Here is a 17,115-nt window from a genome sequence, read left to right on the forward strand (position 1 = left end):
CTAGACGAGTAGTTCCGATGTCGGTCAGTGGTCGTAGGCGATCAGTGACCGGGTGATCGGTGCGCCGGTCTTGTTGTTGTGCCAGATCGCGGCGGCCATGGCCAGTAGGCGTTGGGCGATGCGGACGGCGACTCCGGTGAAGGTCCGTCCGCCGTGTTGTTCGAGGTCGAGTTGACCTTTGAGGGTGTCGTTGACCGACTCGATCAGCTGCCGGACCTTCTTGAGCAGCGCCTCGCCGTAGCGGGCTTTGTCCCGCTTGCGAGAGGGCCGCAGCAACTGGATACCCTGCTCGGCCAGGTCCCGCTCGAGTGTCTTGGACGCGAAGCCCTTGTCGCTGATCATCAGGATGCCGGTGTGCTCGGCGACCACGCCGGCTTCGACCTCGAGCATCGCGGCGAGGACCTCCCGTTCGCCGATCTTCGGGTTGGCCAGGGCCCACATGATCGGCATCCCGGTCGGGGTGCACACCAGATACAGGCGCAGGCCCCAGAAGAACCGTGAGTGGGAGGCGCAGTAGCCGTATCCGGCCCACCCGGCCAGGTCCGAGCGTTTCACCGTCGGGCGGGACATGCCGCACGGGATCGGGGTGGAGTCGACGATCCAGTGGTTGTCGAACCAGAAGTCGCTGTCACGGGCCAGGTCCCGGATGGTCTTCTTGATCAGCGGCAGGGCGGCACGGAGCCGCTTGTTGTAGCCGGGGCGTTGTGGCAGGTAGGGGAACCAGGCGCGTAGATGGATCCGGGCGTAGCGGATCCAGTGCGCCTCCGACCGGGCGCCGAGCAGGACCTGGGCCACGGCCAGGCAGACCAGCTCGGAGTCGGTCAGCAGCGGCGGCCGGCCCAACCATCGCGGCGTCCGGATCGTGTCATCGATCTTCACGTAAAGTGCGGTCAAGAGGGTGTCGAGGTCTTGCGTCACAACATGATCATCGACACCCTCCCTCATGCCCTCGCATCGACCCCCGACATCGGAACTACTCGTCTAGGCCCTGTTTCGAAAAACCTTGCCGGGCTGCGCCGGGCCCAGACGAGGGCCGGCGGCCGCGGGGTGTGAGGGTCGGTCGGGTCCGGGCAACACTGAGGACCGTCGATGTTGTCGAAGTGGGTCCAAGCATGTTGGAATGGCACACATCGCCGCAGCGCGGGGGCAACCGCGCTGGAAACGGCCAGCACGGGAGCATCGCAGCGCCGGGCCATCCCCACGACGGATACCTATTTCCCGGGCCGGCTTTCCGCGCCGTCCGATGCGGTCCGCCAGCCCACCGAACCGGCGACGAGGTGAGAGCAGATCATGATTTCCCGGGAGAGTTTCGCGGGCTGGTACCGCAACCGCTTCGTGTGGATCGCAGTGGTCCTGGCGGTCTCGGCCAGCGTGGCCGTCTGGGTCAACGCGGCCGACTCGCGGGCGGAGCCGGCCGACCTGCGGGGTCAGATCCTGGCCCGGATGCGCACCACGCTCGAACAGGCGGACCCGGGACAGCACAACCACGCCGGGCACGACGTCCAGCAGGCGGCCACCGGGCAGCCCGCCGTGGTCTGCGGCGTCCGCGTCTACGGCTACGAGCCGGCCGGGGTCACCACGCTCGCCGAGGTGCGGACGGTCTACGGCTTCCACTTCTGCGGGGTCGTCGAGCACAACAGTCCCTGGGACGTGGCCGTCAAGCTGGCCGGCCCCCTGATCATGGACATGTCCAGCGAACCCGCGGGCATCCAGGTGGTCGAGGCCACCGCCGGCGTCAGGTTCGTCGACCGGCTGCGGGAGATGTTTCCGGACAAGTACGCGGAGATGGCGCTCAAGGAGGCGCTGCCCGACTCGGAGATGGCCGACGTGCGCCGCCGCTACGACGCCGCGGCCGGGCTCTGATCACGCTGGGCGGGCGCCCGCACGGTTGACGGTCTCGATGCCGGCGAGGATGACGTCGACGCCGACGAGAAACTGCTGGCGGTCGTTGTGCTCGCGCAGATGGGTCCTGGCTTTGTACACGGATGGGTATTTGACGGGGTCGAGCCGCGACCACCGGGCGGCGACGGTGGCGAGGAAAGCCGATCGGTCCATCTTGCTGGCGGCGAGGGCACGGGCGTTGGCGGCGTTTTGCCCGGCGACGCCGAGGATGTAGCTCACGAGCACGCTGGCGGAGTCGGACAGCGCTCGGTCAGGCACGCCGAGTGCCTGCAACTGCTCGCTGACCCGCTCGTAGATGTCCAACAGTGCCGGCCGCCAAGGCTCTCGGTTGAGCTGGGCACCGACCCAGGGGTGGGCGACGATCGCGTCGAACAGGCCGAGCGCGAGGGCACGCGGCGCTTGCCGCGGCTCGGCGTCGGCGACCAGGTCGGCCAGCAGGCGAGCGACGACGTCGTCGGTGGCCGCCGCGAGCAGGTCGCCGCGGTCCGCGACGTGGTGGTATATCGCCCCGTACCCGGTGGTCAGGCGCACGGTGAGCGCCCGGAGGGTCAGGGCGTCTTCGCCCTCGGCGTCGAGTATTTCGATGGCCGCCTTGACGATCACGTCCCGGGAGAGCGCCTCCGTGCGTCGGGGAGCCCGTCGGGGCTTGGTCGCCATGAGCCCCATTCTGCCACGAATGGATCGTCGCTCCAAACCTGTGCTAGCTTCATTGGAGCGGCAATCCAAAAGGTTCGGAGGAGCACAATGGCTACACCGGTCACCGTCGTCGGAGCTGGTCTCGGCGGTCTCGTCCTGGCCCGCGTCCTGCACGTTCATGGCGTTCCGGTCACGGTCTACGAAGCGGAGGCCTCGGCGACCGCGCGCACCCAGGGTGGCCTGCTTGACATCCACCCCTGGAACGGTCAGCCGGCACTCGAGGCGGCCGGCTTGATCGAGGAGTTTCGCAGCCTCGTCCTGCCCGGCCGCGAGTCCTACCGGGTGCTGGATCGGGCGGGGACCGTCTTGCTCGACCGACCCGACGACGGCACGGGCGAGCGTCCGGAGGTGCCGCGCGGCGCGCTGCGGCAGATGCTGCTGGACTCGCTTCCGGACGGCATCGTGCGATGGGGACGCAAGGTCAGCGGCGCGCAGGCGCTCGGCGAGGGCCGCCATGAGCTGCGCTTCACCGGCGGCGCGACCGTCGTTACCAGCTTGCTGGTCGGGGCCGACGGGGCGTGGTCGCGGATCCGCCCACTGCTCTCCGCGGCCACACCGGAGTACGTGGGCGTCACCTCCGTCGAGTACTTCCTGTTTGACGGGGACACCCGCCATCGCGCCACCGCGGAGGCGGTCGGCGCCGGGTCGCTGTTCGCGCTCGCGCCGGGCAAGGGCCTCCTCGTGTACCGGGAAGCCGGCGGCACCCTGCACACGTACGCACAGCTCAAGGCAGCACCGGACTGGCTCGCCGGCGCCGATGGAGCCGCTGTGTCGGCGCAGGTCGTTGCCGAGTTCGACGGGTGGGCGCCGGAGCTGACCGCGCTGATCGCTGACAGCGACACCGCGCCGGTCGTGCGCCCGCTCTACACACTGCCGGTCGGGCACCGCTGGGATCGAGTGCCCGGGGTGACCCTGATCGGCGACGCCGCCCACCTCGCTCCCCCGAACGGTGAAGGTGCCAACCTGGCCATGCAGGACGGAGCCGAGCTCGGCCAGGCCATCGCCGCGCATCCCGACGACGTCGAGGCCGCACTCGCCGAGTACGAGCAGGCCATGTTTCCGCGCGCCGGCGCCGAAGCAGGAGGCGAGGACATCTTCGACCTCATGCTCGGCGGCGACGCGCCGCACAGCTGGGTCGCGATGATGAACGAGGCCGAGCCGGCATCATGACCGCGCGCATGGCGTCGACTACGGCCTTGTTACAGCTGGGATGCCGTGCGGACGAGGCTGGCGACGGCTTGGGAGCGGCTCTGCGAGGGCCAGGCGAGGACGGTGGTCACGTGCGGCGCGTCGGTCAGGGGTATGGCAGCGTGTGCGCTCCACAGCCATGCTCGGGAGGAGGCGCAGATGACCGCCACGGTGTGCCCGAGCGCGATCAGCTGGGCCAGTTGCGACTGGTCGTGGATCTCGGGGCCGGGGCCGGGTTCGTAGGTGCCGTCCTGGCGGGGCCAGCGGGCGACCGGCAGATCCGGTACGTCGCTGATGTCAGCCATGGTCAGCGACGTACGAGCGGCGAGCGGATGCACCGCGGGCAGCACGGCGACCTGCTGTTCGGTATGCAGGTCTTCGGTGTCGAAGCCGGCGAGGGCGTCGAAGGGCCGCTGCATCAGTGCCACGTCGGCGCGGCCGTCACGCAGCATCCGCGCCTGGTCTCCCATCCCGCACAGCAGCACTTCTATCTCGGCCGCGCCGGGTTCGGCGGCGTGGGCGTCGAGAAGCTTCCGCAGTAGTTCGTGGTTCGCGCCGGCCTTCGTCGCCAGGGTCAGGCGGTTGGTGGAGGAGGCGGCACGGCGGGTACGGCGGGTGGCCGCGGCGGCCGCGTCGAGGATGCCGCGGGCCTCGCCGAGCAGCACGTGCCCCGCACCGGTGAGCATGACGCCGCTGCGGTTGCGTTCGAGCAGGGTGACACCGAGGCGCCGTTCGAGCTGCCGGATCGCCCGGGACAGGGGCGGTTGAGCCATGCCGAGGCGCTTCGCGGCCCGGCTGAAGTGCAGTTCCTCCGCGACGGTGACGAAGTACCTGAGCTCGCGGGTCTCCAGCGTGTCCACCGCACGACGGTACTGCGCGGTGATACCCGGCGGGTATGACAGCGCACCCGATCGGTGTTGGGACCGCGCTCGCCGGCGGGCCAGCATCAAGGCCATGAGCGACACGAAGACCGCGCTGGTGACCGGCGCGAACAAGGGCCTCGGATACGAGATAGCGGCAGGGCTGGGCGCGATGGGCTACCGCGTGGCGGTGGGGGCGCGCGACGAGGGCCGGGGCGAGGCGGCCGTGAAGACGCTGCACGCCGCTGGGGTGGACGCGTTCGCGGTCCCACTCGACGTCACCAGTTACCGGAGCGTCGCCGAGGCCACGGAACTGATCGGACGCCTGGACGTTCTCGTCAACAACGCCGGCATCTCCGGAGAGACCGGACCGGGATGGGTGCAGGACCCGACCGCGCTCGACCTCGACGTCGTCCGCGCGGTCGTGGACACCAACGTCTTCGGCGTGATCCGGGTGACCAACGCGATGCTGCCGTTGTTGCGGCGCTCGCCGTCGCCGCGCATCGTCAACATCTCCAGCAGCGTCGGTTCGATGACCTGGCAGTCCGACCCGAAAATCGACGTCGGCCCGATCATGGCGGCCTACTCGCCGACGAAGTCGTACCTCAACGCCGTCACCGTCCACTACGCACGCCAGTTCGCCGGCACGAACATCCTCGTCAACGCCGCCTGCCCGGGCCTGGTCGCCACCGACTTCACCGGTTTCCAGGGGCGTCCCGCCCGGCAGGCGGCGACCATAGCGATCCGTCTCGCCACGCTGCCCGACGGCGGCCCGACCGGGTCCTTCTTCAACGACGACGGCGTCATCCCCTGGTGACACCGGCGGCCAGCGACGGTGCCGGCCTGGCGGGTGACATCATCTCGGCGGTTGCGCTCGGCGGCTGGTCCAGCCATCTGTGGCTTTGTTGGCTGTGTAGGCGAGCTGATCGAAGGAGCGATTCCGGGCGGCGGCTGGCAAGAATCGCCATGCTGTCGTCTTGCGTTGAAGGTTGCCGCGGCTCGGTCCTGTGGCCTTGGCAACCGTGCACGGGGCCGCTCCGCTGGGAGTTGTCGTGATCGTTGTGGATGGTGGCCTGGCGCGATCGGTCAGTGTGGCCGCGTCCGGCACTTTGTGTGTGGTGGCGTCACATGCGGATGTCGGGAGGAGGTACAGGCTGGGCGAGTCGGCCGTCCGATGGGCGGTGTGGTGATGGTTCAGGAGCCGGAGGAGAAGGTTCGATTGACCGACGCGGGCGAGGGCACGTTCGAGGCTGAACTTGTCGAGGTGGAGGCGGCGAGAGGTATCGCGAAGGCGGTCAGCGTTCGGCATTCGATCGCTCGCAGGTACGTCATGCGAGTCCGCCGCCGGAATCCGGGTGCGACGCCCGCCGATGTGATCCGGCTGCTTGAGCGCCAGTACGTCACGGCCATCAGCACTGCGGGTGCGGTCATCGCCGCCGGCGCGATCGTGGCTGATGTCGGGATCGCATTGATTCCCGTCGCTGGAGCCGCCGCAGCCGGTGCCAAGAGCGCGGGCCAGCAGGCAGCGAAGAAGGCGGGTAAGGAGGCTGCGAAGGCCGCCGGTAAGCAAGCCGCGAAGGCGGCTGCCAGGAACGCAGCGCGCGGAGCCGCGACGGCCGGAGCTCGACGGGTCGCGGCGCTGCTGCCGGCAGGCGCCGAGCAGCTCCAGTTCGAGATCACGGCGATCTTCGGGCTCGCCATCGCCGACATCCACGACATGGACCTCGACAAAGAGCAGGCTCACGCCTTGGTCTACGGACTGTCGAACGGGCGTGTCAGCCAGCAGCAGATCGCGGCGATGGCAACCGACCTGGCAAGCGTGTCGACGGGTGGTGCCGTTGGCGTTGGACGTGTGATTGCTGCCGGTCGCAGCGACTGGTCGCACTGGGCGAACACACTAGCGGCCATGCTTCCCGGGGGCGCGGCGCAGAGCCTGGTTGGCACCATCCAGACAGGCCAGTTGGACACCGTGCGCCTCAACCTGAGTGGGAAGCAGCAGGCAGCGATCGAGTACGGAGTCGGAGCCCTGGCAGGAGGGGTCACGCGCTTCCTGTTCGGCCGGGAGGTGGTCGACGCCGCCCGGGTCGCGTTCGCTGATGCTCCAGACGAGTTCCCCGCACACTTGGCCATTCCAGTGAAAGCGAAGCCCGAGGACGACGACGTCGAGGCTGAACCGAACCGAGCGCTCGCGGCCTTGGAAGACGCCGCGAAAGCGACGGGAAGCTGGATCTCCGACGCCGCCAACGTAGCCGGCGCCGGATACCGCACGCTGGCATGATCACAGGCTGTCCAGAGAGCTACTCTCATGCCGCGATCTGGTCGTCACCGGAGGTAAGAGTGGACACCGCTCGCCGGTGTCTGGTCGTGCCGGTGTGCGGGTGGCCGACCCGCCCGCGCGTCGGACGTGGTGGCGGTCGCTGGCCCAGCCGCTCGACGGGCCACCGAATTCATGATAATCATAGGAAAGGTCAATGCCCGGGAGTTGATGTGATGACCGCCGACCAGGGGACGAACGCCGGCTGTCCGGTCGTGCGCACCGACTACCGGATCGACCGGCCGGTGCACGAGCACTACGCGCTGCTCAACCGGGACCGGGAGGCGGCGCCCATCCTCCGGGCGGAGTTCACGCCGGTGCCGTTCTGGATGGTCACCCGCTACGCCGACGTGCTGGAGGCGCTGCAGGAGCCGGACACGTTCGGCAACGAGGTCGTCAACGCGATGGACCCGCGGCGCGGCTTCGACCTGTTGCCGCAGCTGCTCGACCCGCCCGAGCACACCAAGCTTCGCAAGCAGCTCAACCGCTTCTTCTCGCCGGCGGCGGTCCGCCGCCTGGAGCCGCTGGTGGTCAGCCACTGCGCGGCGATGCTCGACGAGCTCGCCCCACGCGGCGGGTGTGACATGGTCTCCGACTTCGCGATCCGCTTCCCGACCGACATGTTCCTCGCCACCCTCGGGCTGCCGGTCGAGGACGGCAAGCAGTTCGTCACCTGGGTCGAGGCCGTCTTCGCCGGCTTCTTCGGCAGCAACCTCCAGGAGGCGCACCGCGCCTGGGGCAAGATGACCGACTACTTCGACGCGGCGCTGGACGACCGGCTGCGGGCGCCACGCGACCGCGAGTCTGACTTCCTCACCCACCTGGTGCTCATGACGATCGACGGCGAACCGTTGCGCCGCAAGGACATGCTGTCGGTCTGCCTCACGCTGATGGCCGCGGGGCTGGACACCACCCGCAGCGCGCTGAGCTACATCTTCCACCACCTCGCCACCCATCCGGCCGACCGGCAGCTGATCGTCGACGACCCGGCCCGCGTCCCGCGCGCGGTCGAGGAGCTGCTCCGGCTGTACCCGCTGGTGTTTCAGGATGGCCGCAAGGTTCGCCGGGACGTCGACTTCCACGGCTGCCCGATGGACGCCGGCGACGTGGTCTGGCTCGGCCTCGCGTCCGCCAACCGGGACCCCCGCAAGTTCGACGATCCCGACGCCTTCCACCTCGACCGGCCGAACGCGGCCCACCACCTCAGCTTCGGCGCGGGCGTCCACCGCTGCCTGGGTATGCACCTGGCCCGGCACGAGCTCGCGATCGCGCTCACCGAGTGGCACCGCCGGATCCCCCACTACGAGATCGCGACGACTGATCCGATCATGGAACGCGGGGGCCAGCTCACCCTCCGCTCCCTGCCGCTGCGGTGGGATGTCGGATGACCCGAATGGACCGGATGTGACGGACACCGTCGCCGGGACGCTGGCCGGGTACGCCGAGCGGCTGCCGGACACGCCATTCCTGAAGATCGGCGAGGGGCCGTGGGTCACGTACGGCGAGCTGGAGGCGGCCACCGACCGGGTCGCGGCCGGGCTGCGGGGGCTCGGCGTCGGGGCCGGCGACCGGGTGGCGGTGGTCTGCCTCAACCGCCTGGAGGCGATCGAGCTGCTCTTCGCCTGCGCCAAGATCGGCGCGATCCTGGTCCCGCTCAACTACCACCTGCGCGGCGAGTTCCTGCGGTACCAGCTGACCGACTGTGGCGCCACCACGCTGGTCGTGGACGGCCCGGGAGCGGCCATGGCGGACGGGATCCTCGCCAAGAGCGCGGTGCGGACGGTGGTGACGCTCGACGAACCTCGGCCGGGCGGTACGCCGTACGCCGCGCTGGCGGGCTGTGCCGACCCATTCGACCGGCGCGCGGCGAGCGCCTCCGACCTCGTCTCCATCATCTACAGCTCGGGCACCACCGGCCTGCCCAAGGGCTGCATGCTGAGCAACGGCTACTACGTCAACGCCGGCCGTGCGGTCGGCCCGGCCGGCTTCGTGGTGCCCGGCGACCGGGTGCTCACCGCGTTTCCCCACTTCCACGTCAGCCTCCAGCTCAACACGCTCATGTCGGCGCTGGTCAACGACGCCTCGATCGTCATCGAGCCGGAGTTCCACGCCTCCACGTTCATGGCGCGGGCGGCCGCCGAGGAGGCGACGATGCTCTGGGGCCTCGGCACGATGGCGACCGCGATCCTGGCCCGGCCGGCGTCCCCCACCGACCGCGACCACAAGCTGCGGCTCTGCGTCTTCGCGCCGCTGAGCGCCGAACGGCAGGTCGAGTTCGCCGAACGCTTCGGGTGCCTGGTCAACGCGGAGGCGTACGGGCAGACCGAGGCGGTGCCGATCACGATCTCCCAGGCCGACCGCCCGACCCGGGTCCCGTTCGCCGAGGGCACCGAGAGCATCCTGTACGAGGTGCGGGTGGTCGACGCCGAGGATCGCGAGGTGCCGCCCGGCCAGGTCGGCGAGATCGTGGTACGGCCGCGCCGCCCCAACGCGATGTACTCCGGCTACTGGGGCAGGCCGGAGGCGACGGTCGCAGCGATGCGCAACCTCTGGCACCACACCGGCGACCTCGGCACGATGGACCCGGCCGGCCAGCTCGTCTTCGTCGACCGGGCCAAGGACGCGATCCGCCGGCGCGGCGAAAACGTCTCCTGCTACCAGCTGGAGTGGGTGGTCGGCCAGCATCCCGCGGTGGCCGAGGCTGCGGTGACCGCGGTGCCGTCGCCGCTGGGCGAAGACGACATCAAGCTCTCCGTCGTGCTGCGGACGGCCTCCGCGCCGACGCCGGAGCAGTGGTTCGAGTTCTTCAAGGCGAAGCTGCCGTACTTCGCCCTCCCCCGGTACCTCGACGTACGCGCGTCGATGCCGCGCACCGCCACGGGACGGGTCCGCAAGGACGCAATCCTCGCCGAGGGCGTACACGAGGATCTGTGGGATCTCGAGGCGATGGGCCTCGTGGTGGCCCGGCACGAGCGGCGCGGCTGAGGGGGTTTTCGGGATGGGCTATCGCACGATCGCGGTCACGGTCGACGGGCCGGTCGCCACCGTCACGCTCAACCGGCCGGAGAAGCGCAACGCGATCAGCGCCGAGCTCCGCGACGAGCTGGAGGCGGCGTTCGCCGCGCTCAAGCCGGGCGACGACGTGCGCGTGATCCGCCTGCGCGGCGCGGGCGCCGGCTTCTGCTCCGGGTACGACCTGACCAGCACCGCCTCCGTGTACTCCGGCGTGGCCGACGCCGCGCCACCCCGCGCCGGTGGCGACCGCCCGGCGCCAGCCGGCCTCGGCGAGTCGGCGGCGGTACGGGACCGGGAGCGGCTGCGGGAGAGCATCGAGCGGTGGCTGTTCCTGTGGCAGTACCGCAAACCCGTGGTGGCCCAGGTGCACGGGATCTGCCTCGCCGGCGGGCTCGACCTGCTCGGCGTCTGCGACCTGGCGTACGCGGCGGACGACGCGCTCTTCGGCCATCCCGCCGCGCGCGGGCTCGGCATCCCGCCGACGCTGGGCATGCTGCCGATGCGGATCGGTGCCGCGCGTACCAAGGAGCTGCTCTTCACCGGCGACCCGATCGACGCGCACGAGGCGTACCGGATCGGGTTGGTGAACAAGGTCCTTCCCCCCGACGAGCTGGACGCGCGGACGATGGCGCTGTGCCGGCGGATCGCGCACACCCCGCTGGACGCGCTGACCCTGCACAAGCACGTGGTCAACCGCTGGTCCGAGGTGATGGGGCTGCGCGAGGCGGCGCTCGCCGGCGCCGAGTTCGACGCGCTGTTTCACCTGACCGCGGCGAGCGCCGAGTTCGGCCGGATCGTCAAGGCCGAGGGCGTGCGCGCGGCGCTGGCCTGGCGGGACGCCGACTTCGACGCCGACCCACCGCGCTGACCGGCACGACCGGTCAGGCGCCGCCGGCGAGGGCGGGGATCACCTCGCTGGCGAAGACGGCCATCGCCTCGCGCTGCACCACCGGGTCCAGGCCCGGCCAGTAGAGCCGGGCGACGAAGTGGAACGGCAGGTCGCCGGCGGCTCGGGCGTACGCGGCGACCGCCGCGGCGACCGCGGCCGGGGTGCCGACCAGCGCGCCGGCGCGCAGGGTCGCCTCGACCCGCGGCGTCAAGGGCGGCGGCGCGCCGGTGCCGGTGCGCTGTCCATAGGGGACACTCACCATGTCGGCGTACTTCCACTCCAGGTAGTGCAGGTGCGGCGCGATCCGGTCCCAGGCGCCCGGCCCGGGCCAGGCGAACACCGGGCAGTGCACGGCGACGGACATCCCGGACGGGTCGCGCCCCTGGCTCGCCATCTCCTCGCGCAGCACCCGTACCTGCGCGGCGAACTCGTCCGGCGTCACCCGGGCGGCCAGCAACCCCTGTGCCATCCGGGCGGCGCGCCGGATGCCCGGCCGCTTGCGGGCGCCGAGCCAGATCGGCGGGCCATCCGGCGGGTACGGCCTTGGCGTGACCCGGACCGGATCGCCCTCGCCGGCGGTGACCGGCTCCCCCGACCAGGCCCGGCGAAGGGCGGTGATGGTCGCCTCCAGCGCTGCCGTGCTCCCCTTTCGGGGCACGCCGAGCCCGGCGAACTCCTCCTCGCGGTACCCGGCGCCGAGCCCGAGCACCAGGCGGCCACGGGAGATCAGGTCGACGGTGGCCGCGTCCTCGGCCAGGCGGAGCGGATGGTAGAGCGGGGCGAGGACCACACCGGTGCCGATCCGGATGCGGGACGTGCGGGCCGCGATCGCCGCGCAGACCGGCAGCAGGCTGGGCATGTACCCGTCGTCGACGAAGTGGTGCTCGGTGACCCAGACCGCGTCGTAGCCGAGCCGCTCGGCGTCGGCGCAGAGGTCGAGCAGGGCGGCGTACAGGTCGGCGTCGGTGCGCGGGTCCCGCGGGTCACGCTGGGCGCTGATCATGCCGAACCCGAAGGTGACGCTCACCGGCCGCCGTCCATCTCGTCGGCGGGCATCGGCCGGGCACCGGGCCAGCGGACCGGGAACTCGTCGGTGAGCGCCTGGGGCAGCTCCGCCCAGGGCAGCGCGTAGTGGTAGCGGACGCGCCGCCGGGCAAACCGCCACCGGCCGCCGTCCCGCGCGTAACTGTCCACATAGCGCATGGCGCAGACCACCGGCGTCCCGCCCATGTCCAGCTCGGCGTGGGTCGGTACCACCCCGGTGGCGTGGTCGTCGTCGACGAAGGTGAGCAGCGGGGTGTGTGGCGTGTGCACCGAGCGGCCGACGCCGGTGCGGGCCCGGCGCAGGTTGCGGACGACCTCCGCGCGCCCGACCGCGCCGGCGAAGTCGATCCCGGCGGTGAACAGCTCGGCCAGGTCGTCCCAGCGCCCGCCGTCGAGGAGCACGCAGTAGCGGGCGACGAGGTCGTGCAGCGCAAGCAGATCCTCCACCCGCTGGATCCGCGCCGAGAGCGTGTCGGCCACGTTGCACCGCCCCTTCAGGTCGTCCGACCGTCCGAGCCACGCTAACATAACCTTGTTTATCATGAGCATGGTTAGTTGTCCGATCGGATCGAGGAGCGCCATGACGGACCCCAGCAGGCCCAGCACCTTCCTCGTGGAGCGCGAGGGCCACGCCCTCGTCGTCACGCTGAACCGGCCGGAGCGGCTCAACGCCCTCAGCCGTACGCTCCAGGACGACCTGCGCGCCTTCTGGCCGAGCGTGGCCGACGACCCGGAGGTCCGGGCCGTCATCCTCACCGGCGCCGGCCGGGCGTTCAGCGCGGGGGCCGACACCGACGACCTGAGCACCGGCAACCGCCCGGTGCTCGGCCTGGACACGCTGCGGTTCTGCCCGGGCCGGGTGGTCGACGTGCCGGTGATCGCCGCGGTCAACGGCATGTGCGTCGGCGGCGCGCTCAACTTCGTGGCCGACGCGGACCTCGTGGTCGCCTCCGAGGACGCCTGGTTTACCGACCCGCACGTGACCCAGGGGCAGGTCAGCGGCCCCGAGCCGCTCATGCTCAGCGCCAAGGGGCCGTACCGGCCGGTGCTCATGCTGGCCCTGTGCGGCAACCGGTACCGGATGCCGGCGGCCACGGCGCTCCAGGCCGGCATCGTCAACGAGGTCGTTCCCGCGGCCGAGCTGCTGCCCCGGGCGAAGGAGATCGCGGCGATGATCGCCGCCCAGTCCCCGACCGCCGTGCGCAAGTCGCTCGCGCTCATGCGCCGGCGGGTCCGCGAGCCGCTCACCCCCCACCTGGAACGGGCCTGGGAGGCGGTCGCCGGCCAGTGGCCGCACCCCGACTCCCTCGAAGGGCCGCGCGCGTTCCTGGAGAAGCGGCCGCCAAACTGGGCCGATCCCCGGGACGCGCTGGCGTCCTGACCGAGGCGGTCAGGGCAGCGGCGACCCGCGCAGCGCCCGCGGCACCGGGCTCGGGATCGCCGCCAGCAGCTGCTTCGTGTACGCGTCCCGCGGGTTGCCGAAGATCTCCTCGACCGTGCCCTGCTCGACGATGCGCCCCTGGTACATCACCGCGATCCGGTCGGCGATCGCCTCGACCAGCGACAGGTCGTGCGAGATGAACAGGTACGTCAGCCCGAGCTGCTCCTGCAGGTCCTTCATCAGGTTGAGCACCTGCGCCCGGATCGACACGTCGAGCGCGGCCACCGGCTCGTCGCAGACGATCAGGCTCGGGTTGAGGGTCAGCGCGCGGGCGATCGCGATCCGCTGGAGCTGGCCGCCGGAGAGCTCCCCCGGGTAGCGGTCGAACAGGTGCCGGCCCAGACCCACCCGCTCCAGCAGCTCGGCCGCCTTCGCCAGCCGCTCGTCCCGGCCGGTGCGGAAGTGGATGTAGAGCGGCTCGGCCACCGAGTCGTGCACGGTGACGCGGGGGTCCAGGGAGCCGTACGCGTCCTGGAAGACCATCTGCATCCGCCGGCGGTACGGGCGGAAGTCGCGGCGGGACAGCGAGCCCACGTCGGTACCGTCGAACACGATCGAGCCCCGGTCCGGCTCGATCAGGCGCAGCACCAGCCGGCCGGTGGTCGACTTGCCGGCGCCCGACTCCCCCACGACCGCGAACGTCTCGCCGGCCTCGACCGAGAAGCTGACGTCGTCGACGGCCACCAGCCGGTCCACCGCGCGGCCGAAGAACGACCGCTTCGTCACGTACCTCTTGCCGAGCCCTCTGACCTCGAGCAGGCTCATGCCCGTCCTCGCTTCGCTGCGGGCGGGCATGAGGCCCCCACGCGCGCTGAACTTGATGATTCGCTCGCTCCGCTCATGCGGTCACCACCCCGGAGAGTTCGAGTTCCTCGGCCCGTACGCAACGCGCCTCCCGCGTGCCGGAAGACCCGTCGCCGACCTGGCGCAGCGGCGGGTGCTCGGCGTCGCACCGCCCCGGCTCCGCGTACGGGCAGCGCGCGGCGAACCGGCAGCCACTCGGCAGCGCCATCGGCGGCGGCACGGTGCCCGGGATCGAGACCAGCCGCCGCCCACGGCCACGGGGGATCGCATCGAGCAGGCCCTGGGTGTACGGATGCCGGGGCCGGCGGAACAGGTCGAGCATGGTGCCCCGCTCGACGACCTCGCCGGCGTACATCACCACCACCCGGTCGCACATCTCGGCGATCACCCCGAGGTCGTGGGTGATGAACAGGATCGCGATGTCCTGCTCGGCGCGGAGTTCGAGCAGGAGGTCGAGGATGCGCCGCTGCACCGTCACGTCGAGTGCGGTGGTCGGCTCGTCGGCGATCAGCAGCCGCGGGTCGCAGCAGAGCGCCATCGCGATCATCACCCGCTGGCACATGCCGCCGCTGAACTGGTGCGGGTACTCCTGGGCGCGCGCCGAGGGGTTGGCGATCCCGACCCGGTCCAGCATCTCGACCGCCCGGTCCCAGGCCGCTTTGCGACTGACCTGGCGATGCCGGCGTACCGTCTCGGCGATCTGCTCGCCGACGGTCAGACCCGGGTTGAGGCTCCGGATCGCCTGCTGGAAGACCATGCTGACCCGCGCGCCGCGCAGCTGCCGCAGCTCCTTCTCCGGCAGGCCGACCAGCTCGGTGCCGTCCAGCCGTGCCGACCCCTCGACCCGGCCGCCCTGCGCGGCGACGAGCCCGGAGATGGCGAGCGAGGAGACCGTCTTGCCGGAGCCCGACTCGCCGACCAGGCCGACCACCTCGCCGGCGCCGACGTCGAACGTGACGCCGGAGGCGACCGTGAGGCGCTCGCCCCGCGGGGCGGGGAAGCTGACCGAGAGCCCGCGCACGTCGAGCAGTGGCCCATCAGTCGCCATCAGACTCCCTCCGCGACCACGGTCGTCCGCTGCCCCAGCGCACCGCGCAGGCCGTCGCCGGCGAGGGTGAACGCGAGCACGGTCAGCGTGATCATCAACCCGGGCACGTAGACGAGGTGCGGCGCGTCGGCCGCGTACGAGTAGGCGCCGGAGAGCATCGAACCCCAGCTCGCCTGCGGCGGCCGCACGCCGAGCCCGAGGAAGCTCAGGCTCGCCTCGGCGGTGACGGCGGTACCGAGCAGCACCGACGCCTGAATGACGAGCGGCGACATGATGTTCGGGACGATGTGCCGCAGCACCGTGTGGGTCCCGGTGGCGCCGAGCGCCTCGGACGCCTCGATGAACGTCTCCTTGCGCAGCTCCAGCGTGACCGCCCGGGCCACCCGGAAGTAGCGCGGGGCGAACACGACGCCGACGGCGAACATCGCGTTGGTCAGGCCCGGCCCCAGCACCGCGACCAGGGTCAGCGCGAGGATCAGCGCCGGAACGCTCATCAGCCCGTCGAAGAAGCGGCTGAGCAGGCCGTCGACCCACCGTCCGGTGAAGCCGGCGACCATGCCGAACGGCGCGCCGATGCCGGCCGCGACGATCAGCGCCTCGGCGGCGGCGACCATCGAGACGCGCGCGCCGTACATGACCCGGGACAGCACGTCGCGCCCGAACTCGTCGGTGCCGAGCCAGTGCGCTCCGCTGGGCGCGCGCAGCCGCGCCATCAGGTCCTGCGCGTTCGGGTCGTACGGCGCGAGCAGCGGGGCGAGCAGTGCCACCAGCACGAGCAGCAGGAGGAAGAGCAGCGAGCCGACGGCCAGCCGGTGGCGGGCGAACCGCCGTACCAGCTCGCCGCGACGCCGGGCCGGGACGGCGGCGGGCTCGGCCCCGGGGATGGTCGCGGTCACGATCGCACCTTCGGGTTGAGGTAGCCGTACGAGATGTCGACGAGCAGATTGATCACGACGACGGCGAGGGTGGTGAGCACGACGAGTCCTAACAGGACGGTGACGTCGCGGGCCTGGACGCTGGAGACCGCGGTGGAGCCGAGCCCGGGGATGACGAAGACGACCTCGACGGTGACGGTGCCGCCGATCAGCTGCGCGGTCCGGTACCCGAGCACGGTCGTGACCGGGATGGCGGCGTTCCGGAGCGTGTGTTTGAAGAGGATCTTCGGCTTGGAGAGCCCCTTGGCCATGGCGGTGAGCACGTAGTCGCGGCGCAGCTCGGCGGTGAGCGTGTCCTTGAGCTGGAGCGCCAGCTCGGCGGCGGGGAGCGCGGCGAGCGCGAGCGCCGGCAGGAACAGGTGGCTCAGCCACTGCGACGGCGACTCGGTGAGCGAGACGTACCCGACGGCCGGAAAGAGCCGGACGTTGACCGCGAAGAAGAGCACCAGCAGCAGTGAGACCCAGAACGGCGGCAGCGCCACGGCGACCGCGGAGAGCCCGGTGAGCGCCCGGTCGAGCAGGCCGCCGGCGCGGGCCGCGGCGACGATGCCGGCGGCCAGGCCGAGAAGCGTGGCGATGACGAGCGTGACGAGCACCAGCGACAGCGTGATCGTGACGTGCGAGCCGAGGATCTCGCCGACGCTCTGCCCGGTGCGCAGCGACTGGCCGAGGTCGCCGTGCAGGGCGGACCAGAGCCAGTCCCAGTACCGCACGAGGAGCGGGTCGTCGAGGCCGAGCGAGGCGCGTACCTCGGCGATCTGCTCCGGCGTGGCGTTCTCGCCGGCGAGCACGGCCGCCGGGTCGCCGGGGATCAGCGCGACCATCGCGAACACGACGAACGAGACCACGAGCAGGATCGGAATCGCGGTGAGGACGCGCCGGAGCGCCAGTTGAGCCACGGTCCTGAGCTCCCGTTACGCGTACGAAGAGGCGGGTTGACCAATCTCTGCTCATGATTACGCTAGTAATGAGTGGTGTC

17 protein-coding genes are annotated in these 17,115 nt (G+C 71.1%); 8 read left to right on the plus strand and 9 right to left on the minus strand.

Annotation, left to right across the window (positions count from 1 at the left end; genetic code table 11):
- Positions 1 to 24: 24 nt before the first annotated feature.
- Positions 25 to 918: an IS982 family transposase gene (locus RB614_RS42880; RefSeq protein WP_308717983.1), complete on the minus strand. Its 894-nt coding sequence runs from the start codon at positions 916 to 918 to the stop codon at positions 25 to 27.
- 372 nt (positions 919 to 1,290) lie between these two features.
- On the opposite strand from RB614_RS42880, the gene RB614_RS42885 reads away from it, so the two are divergent.
- Entirely contained in the window at positions 1,291 to 1,863 is a 573-nt protein-coding gene (locus RB614_RS42885) for a hypothetical protein (RefSeq protein ID WP_308718475.1), read from the plus strand.
- On the opposite strand, the gene RB614_RS42890 is transcribed toward RB614_RS42885, so the two are convergent.
- Entirely contained in the window at positions 1,864 to 2,559 is a 696-nt protein-coding gene (locus tag RB614_RS42890) for a TetR/AcrR family transcriptional regulator (RefSeq protein WP_308718476.1), read from the minus strand.
- Between the two features lie 87 nt (positions 2,560 to 2,646).
- On the opposite strand from RB614_RS42890, the gene RB614_RS42895 reads away from it, so the two are divergent.
- On the plus strand, positions 2,647 to 3,768 hold the full coding sequence (locus tag RB614_RS42895) for an FAD-dependent oxidoreductase (protein WP_308718477.1): 1,122 nt from the start codon (positions 2,647 to 2,649) through the stop codon (positions 3,766 to 3,768).
- Positions 3,769 to 3,797: 29 nt separating this feature from the next.
- Here RB614_RS42895 and RB614_RS42900 read toward each other — a convergent pair whose 3' ends face one another.
- Positions 3,798 to 4,637 (minus strand): LysR family transcriptional regulator, encoded by an 840-nt coding sequence (locus RB614_RS42900; RefSeq protein WP_308718503.1) that lies wholly within the window; start codon positions 4,635 to 4,637, stop codon positions 3,798 to 3,800.
- A gap of 103 nt (positions 4,638 to 4,740) precedes the next feature.
- Here RB614_RS42900 and RB614_RS42905 point away from each other — a divergent pair, with 103 nt between their 5' ends.
- From RB614_RS42905 to RB614_RS42925, 5 genes are all read left to right on the plus strand, one after another.
- Positions 4,741 to 5,463 (plus strand): SDR family oxidoreductase, encoded by a 723-nt coding sequence (locus RB614_RS42905; protein WP_308718478.1) that lies wholly within the window; start codon positions 4,741 to 4,743, stop codon positions 5,461 to 5,463.
- Between the two features lie 357 nt (positions 5,464 to 5,820).
- On the plus strand, positions 5,821 to 6,924 hold the full coding sequence (locus RB614_RS42910; RefSeq protein ID WP_308718479.1) for a hypothetical protein: 1,104 nt from the start codon (positions 5,821 to 5,823) through the stop codon (positions 6,922 to 6,924).
- 212 nt (positions 6,925 to 7,136) lie between these two features.
- Entirely contained in the window at positions 7,137 to 8,348 is a 1,212-nt protein-coding gene (locus RB614_RS42915) for a cytochrome P450 (protein WP_308718480.1), read from the plus strand.
- Between the two features lie 16 nt (positions 8,349 to 8,364).
- Positions 8,365 to 9,945: an AMP-binding protein gene (locus tag RB614_RS42920; protein WP_308718481.1), complete on the plus strand. Its 1,581-nt coding sequence runs from the start codon at positions 8,365 to 8,367 to the stop codon at positions 9,943 to 9,945.
- Positions 9,946 to 9,958: 13 nt separating this feature from the next.
- Positions 9,959 to 10,843 carry an enoyl-CoA hydratase-related protein gene (locus RB614_RS42925; protein ID WP_308718482.1) on the plus strand — a complete coding sequence of 295 codons (885 nt, stop codon included), beginning with the start codon at positions 9,959 to 9,961 and terminating at the stop codon, positions 10,841 to 10,843.
- A gap of 13 nt (positions 10,844 to 10,856) precedes the next feature.
- Here RB614_RS42925 and RB614_RS42930 read toward each other — a convergent pair whose 3' ends face one another.
- The gene (locus RB614_RS42930) at positions 10,857 to 11,891 is read right to left on the minus strand and encodes an LLM class flavin-dependent oxidoreductase (protein ID WP_308718483.1); all 1,035 of its coding nucleotides are present in this window, start codon (positions 11,889 to 11,891) and stop codon (positions 10,857 to 10,859) included.
- Positions 11,888 to 12,436, minus strand: coding sequence for a nuclear transport factor 2 family protein (locus RB614_RS42935; RefSeq protein WP_308718484.1), 549 nt, complete (start codon positions 12,434 to 12,436; stop codon positions 11,888 to 11,890). The genes RB614_RS42930 and RB614_RS42935 overlap by 4 nt, the downstream gene beginning before the upstream one ends.
- Positions 12,437 to 12,488: 52 nt before the next feature.
- Here RB614_RS42935 and RB614_RS42940 point away from each other — a divergent pair, with 52 nt between their 5' ends.
- Positions 12,489 to 13,289: an enoyl-CoA hydratase/isomerase family protein gene (locus RB614_RS42940; protein ID WP_308718485.1), complete on the plus strand. Its 801-nt coding sequence runs from the start codon at positions 12,489 to 12,491 to the stop codon at positions 13,287 to 13,289.
- Positions 13,290 to 13,298: 9 nt separating this feature from the next.
- On the opposite strand, the gene RB614_RS42945 is transcribed toward RB614_RS42940, so the two are convergent.
- The 4 genes from RB614_RS42945 to RB614_RS42960 form a co-directional block, all read right to left on the minus strand.
- On the minus strand, positions 13,299 to 14,114 hold the full coding sequence (locus RB614_RS42945; RefSeq protein ID WP_308718486.1) for an ATP-binding cassette domain-containing protein: 816 nt from the start codon (positions 14,112 to 14,114) through the stop codon (positions 13,299 to 13,301).
- Positions 14,115 to 14,187: 73 nt separating this feature from the next.
- A complete protein-coding gene (locus RB614_RS42950; RefSeq protein ID WP_308718487.1) occupies positions 14,188 to 15,201 on the minus strand; it encodes an ABC transporter ATP-binding protein in 1,014 nt (337 codons plus the stop codon).
- On the minus strand, positions 15,201 to 16,097 hold the full coding sequence (locus RB614_RS42955) for an ABC transporter permease (RefSeq protein WP_308718488.1): 897 nt from the start codon (positions 16,095 to 16,097) through the stop codon (positions 15,201 to 15,203). The genes RB614_RS42950 and RB614_RS42955 overlap by 1 nt, the downstream gene beginning before the upstream one ends.
- Positions 16,094 to 17,035: an ABC transporter permease gene (locus RB614_RS42960; RefSeq protein WP_308718489.1), complete on the minus strand. Its 942-nt coding sequence runs from the start codon at positions 17,033 to 17,035 to the stop codon at positions 16,094 to 16,096. Before RB614_RS42960 ends, RB614_RS42955 begins: the two co-directional genes overlap by 4 nt.
- Positions 17,036 to 17,115: the final 80 nt, after the last annotated feature.

The sequence above is a fragment of the Phytohabitans maris genome (assembly GCF_031085175.1).
GTDB lineage: Bacteria > Actinomycetota > Actinomycetes > Mycobacteriales > Micromonosporaceae > Phytohabitans > Phytohabitans maris.

Coding starts and splice junctions, on each gene's coding strand:
- RB614_RS42885 (WP_308718475.1), top strand. CDS start 1,291: ATGATTTCCCGGGAGAGTTTCGCGGGCTGGTACCGCAACCGCTTCGTG.
- RB614_RS42890 (WP_308718476.1), bottom strand. CDS start 2,559: ATGGCGACCAAGCCCCGACGGGCTCCCCGACGCACGGAGGCGCTCTCC.
- RB614_RS42895 (WP_308718477.1), top strand. CDS start 2,647: ATGGCTACACCGGTCACCGTCGTCGGAGCTGGTCTCGGCGGTCTCGTC.
- RB614_RS42905 (WP_308718478.1), top strand. CDS start 4,741: ATGAGCGACACGAAGACCGCGCTGGTGACCGGCGCGAACAAGGGCCTC.
- RB614_RS42910 (WP_308718479.1), top strand. CDS start 5,821: ATGGGCGGTGTGGTGATGGTTCAGGAGCCGGAGGAGAAGGTTCGATTG.
- RB614_RS42915 (WP_308718480.1), top strand. CDS start 7,137: ATGACCGCCGACCAGGGGACGAACGCCGGCTGTCCGGTCGTGCGCACC.
- RB614_RS42925 (WP_308718482.1), top strand. CDS start 9,959: ATGGGCTATCGCACGATCGCGGTCACGGTCGACGGGCCGGTCGCCACC.
- RB614_RS42935 (WP_308718484.1), bottom strand. CDS start 12,436: ATGTTAGCGTGGCTCGGACGGTCGGACGACCTGAAGGGGCGGTGCAAC.
- RB614_RS42940 (WP_308718485.1), top strand. CDS start 12,489: ATGACGGACCCCAGCAGGCCCAGCACCTTCCTCGTGGAGCGCGAGGGC.
- RB614_RS42945 (WP_308718486.1), bottom strand. CDS start 14,114: ATGAGCCTGCTCGAGGTCAGAGGGCTCGGCAAGAGGTACGTGACGAAG.
- RB614_RS42950 (WP_308718487.1), bottom strand. CDS start 15,201: ATGGCGACTGATGGGCCACTGCTCGACGTGCGCGGGCTCTCGGTCAGC.